Here is a 3716-nt window from a genome sequence, read left to right on the forward strand (position 1 = left end):
TTACCATCCACAGGTTCAAAATCAATCAGAGATGCTGCATTAACTGAATGATTGGGCAATACACACACAGAGGTAGCGATCGCAATACCCATCAATATTTGTTTGATTGTAGTCATAATTATTAAGTCAAAAATACAAAGTTGACATAGGGGGGTTTATTTTTTCCCTCCATTAATCTCTTTGTCTAAGGTTTTGACTTCTATGCACCTAAGAGAAAAAATTTCCGTTAACTTCTGACTTCTGAGTTTTGACTTACGTTTCAATGGTGCGTTACGACGGATTGCTAAATACCTTTCACAGCTTAAATTTTAACCGTCTAACGCACCCTACTCAATCCTTTAACTTTTAACTCTTAATTTTTTACTGTTGACTTTTGATTTCTAACTTTCCTAAGTACAAGCATTATAAAGCATCTGACTATTCTCACTTAAACCATCCAACAACCATTTTCTTTGAATTCTTTGAGCTTTTCTATCGTTAGCAAGAAAGTCATTAACATACCTTTGCCAACTAGAATTTTCTTCTCCTCCAGGAAGTATAAACCCATAACCTGCACAAAAAGGACGACCATCTTCCTGATTGATAGTAACAAAAGTATAATCTTTTTCCATGTCTAGGTTCAGACTCCACGCCACACCTAACAAAAGAGTTCCATCACTGGCAAAACCATTAACTTCACCATCCACTAAAGCTTGAACACCTTGTTCTCTAGTTAAAAATTTATCCTCAATTTGTTCTTCAGGATAAGCACTCTTTAGATCGCTTTCATTGCTAGTATTCCTAACTACACCAACTATGGCATTACCTGCATTTACATCTTCTTCTGTCCTACCTCTTTGAGCTAACACTTGTGTTGCTGTGATAAAAAAAGGTGCAGAAAAATTAATACCATGTTTTTCTTCACGTTCGGTACTAATAGTATTAGGGCCACACTCCAAATCTACCATACCACTTTTTACCATATCCCAACGACTTTGGACAGTTGATGTCACAAATCTTACCCTGATTGGCTCGAGTTGATTAGCACTGAGACGTTCACGTAATGCATAGGCAATATCTATACAATATCCTTCCCGTTCTCCCTTGTCATTCCTGGAGCCAAACCAATAGGAATCTTCCCTAACTCCTATAACCATCTCCTCTCTTCTAATAATTGTTTCTTGTGTTTGTGCTTGACTTATTTTTTGAGGAAAAATAATCCCTAGGAATGCTAGGGATGAAGCAATAATAATTTTCAGTTTCTTGTTCATAATTGTTAGTTTTAAGATTAAAATCTCCAAACGCTTCGAGTAACGAATACCAAAATTGGGTCATTTTTATCATTATGTTCTGGTTGTGTTTCCACGAAAAAACCAGACGTTATATCTATATTATTTGAAATTCGATAACTGTAGAAAATTTGAAATTGTATAGATGTATCTGGGTCATCTTCACCATTATCAATATCTGTCACTTTTGGCTGTTGACCAACCGAAAGACCTAACATTCCATTTTCAAATACTAAGTCATCTATAGCTACTGTCACTGCCCAATGCCAAATATCAGCTTCATCCCCTTCGCGTTCCCCTGCTTCTGCTTCAGCATTACTGTAACCAACCCAACCAGAAATAGTAAACGGTGCCCACCGATAGCTAGTTTGAAATCCAAAATGGTCTGCTGATGTTGCCACTCTGCCAAAAGGCCGTTGAGCGTTTGCGCTACCTGTAAAACCTGCTACATTAACTAAGTCCGCCGTATAATATGCTCTTACATAAGCAAAAGAAAAATCAAAATCTAGGGTTGGTGAAACTGTTAACTGAGCATAAGCACTGTTTGTACCATTAAAAATACCACCACCTTCACTCGGATCGTTGACTCTACCTGTTCCACCACCAGGACTACCTCCAAGATATGCTACATCTAACCTGAAGTTATCGTTAATTTGATAACTGTAACCTAAACCAGCACCGCCTACTTGGATGTATATAGTAGGGTTGTAAGCTGGATACAAGGCCAAACTTCCTATGCTACCACTGATGAGTTTAGGATTAAGAGCAGGGGCCATCAAATCGAAGTCAAGACCAGCAGCTCCAAAATAAACACTCATTTCGTTGTTGAGGGGAAAAATATAGTATACTTCTGCTAGTGTGGCTATGTCGTCAGGTGGAGAGCCGTTGTTTAAGAATGTCATAGCAGTCCCTGTATTTACTCCAGGTAAGTCACCAGCTCTTATCCTCGTTCTGAGGAAGTCTTTACCTGTAAAACTGGTATCAAAGTTTAGTGTTAAGTTATGGCCAAAACCTATCTGAGTATCATCTGCACTAACAGTAGCACCATCTTCTCCATCATTACCAAAGGCATCATATAGAGCCATGGTTACTTCCCCTTTGAGCAAGGTTGTAGTAGAAAACTGATTAGCTTCGAGAATATCTGTCCGTGTTTCTAGAGCATTAAGGCGAGATTTAGTATCGGCTATTTCAACAGCAAAATCTTCTTGTAATCGTTGACTTTTAGCTAAGTCTTCTTGACTAATATAACCTTCACCGAATTCTTCAATTAAACTTTGAATAACTTCTAAACATTCGTTGAGATTAGCAGCAAATTCATAACGACTGATGGCTCTATTTCCACTAAATGTACTATTTGGGGAGGCCAATAGACAACCGTAGCGTTCTGCTAATCCTTGTAAGGCACTATAGGCCCAATCTGTAGGTAGAACATCACTAAGTTGATTTACAGAGTTAACTCGTTCTAGGGAAGGAGGTATTTCGGAAGGCCGATCTAGTTGATTGTTTTGTTCTATTTGTCCTAAAGTATCAACATTATTGTCTGTAACGATATTTGTTTTTTCTTGGTCTAAGTCTTCAAGTGGTTGCGATTTCTGTGGAGGTTGCTTGAGTGGGTTGTATTCCTCTATTTTTTCTAAAATCTGAGCAGTTTGGTCAAGACTTTCACTTGATTGTTGTTTTTGGGCTTTACTACTTGGAGTAATAGATAAGACAAATCCTATTCCTAAAATGAATGGGAATACCACACCATAAAATTTACGTCCCATATTTTTAGTTTGATAATTTTACTGGAACTACAAAAAACATTATTATGTTAATATGGTATGTAACATTATTAAGTAAATATTTATATTAATTATGTTGTAGGTATTAGGTGTAAATTCAAGAGTTAACTAGAAACAGATCGGAAATTTGGGATATTTCTTTAATAGCCCTTCAATAGAAAATTTTGATTATGTTTGATTACCTGGACATGGTATAAGTACTCTTTAAAATTTATTACCAAAGAAAATTTTGATTATGTTTAATTACCTGAACATGGTATAAATACTCTTTAAAATTTATTACCAATTATCTTTTCTTTTGCTGGTTTAATACCCCACCATCAACGGGGATGCTGAAAATTGTTTGGAGTTATTAAGACACGGAGTGGCGTATCGAAGACTATCCATAAGCAATTTTTCCTCCAACCTTCTGCATTTTTCTATATGAATGACTCATCACAAAAATACTATATTATCAAGAAATCAGAAAAAACCTGTGAAATTTTGCCTAGTACACAAGTTGAACAGAAAAAAGACCCCAACTTTGTAGAAACATGGGGTCCATTTGATTCTGCTGAAGAAGCGATCGCCCGTCGTGTAGGATTGATTCGAGCCGGAAAATGTCAGCCAAAATAGACATCTCGGCATTGCTGAATTAGTGTATGATATCAATCATAATTACTTA

Annotated in this window: 3 protein-coding genes; 1 reads left to right on the forward strand and 2 read right to left on the reverse strand. The window is 36.6% G+C overall.

Going from position 1 to position 3716, the window contains the following annotated elements; genetic code table 11:
- Positions 1 to 389: 389 nt before the first annotated feature.
- Entirely contained in the window at positions 390 to 1250 is an 861-nt protein-coding gene (locus AC3DU7_RS28275) for an amino acid ABC transporter substrate-binding protein (protein ID WP_488042586.1), read from the reverse strand.
- Positions 1251 to 1267: 17 nt separating this feature from the next.
- Entirely contained in the window at positions 1268 to 3034 is a 1767-nt protein-coding gene (locus tag AC3DU7_RS28280; RefSeq protein WP_488042587.1) for an iron uptake porin, read from the reverse strand.
- Positions 3035 to 3475: 441 nt separating this feature from the next.
- On the opposite strand from AC3DU7_RS28280, the gene AC3DU7_RS28285 reads away from it, so the two are divergent.
- The gene (locus tag AC3DU7_RS28285; RefSeq protein WP_488042588.1) at positions 3476 to 3667 is read left to right on the forward strand and encodes a DDE transposase family protein; all 192 of its coding nucleotides are present in this window, start codon (positions 3476 to 3478) and stop codon (positions 3665 to 3667) included.
- Positions 3668 to 3716 lie beyond the last annotated feature (49 nt).

This window comes from Okeania sp., from assembly GCF_983059655.1.

Coding starts and splice junctions, on each gene's coding strand:
- AC3DU7_RS28275 (WP_488042586.1), bottom strand. CDS start 1,250: ATGAACAAGAAACTGAAAATTATTATTGCTTCATCCCTAGCATTCCTA.
- AC3DU7_RS28280 (WP_488042587.1), bottom strand. CDS start 3,034: ATGGGACGTAAATTTTATGGTGTGGTATTCCCATTCATTTTAGGAATA.
- AC3DU7_RS28285 (WP_488042588.1), top strand. CDS start 3,476: ATGAATGACTCATCACAAAAATACTATATTATCAAGAAATCAGAAAAA.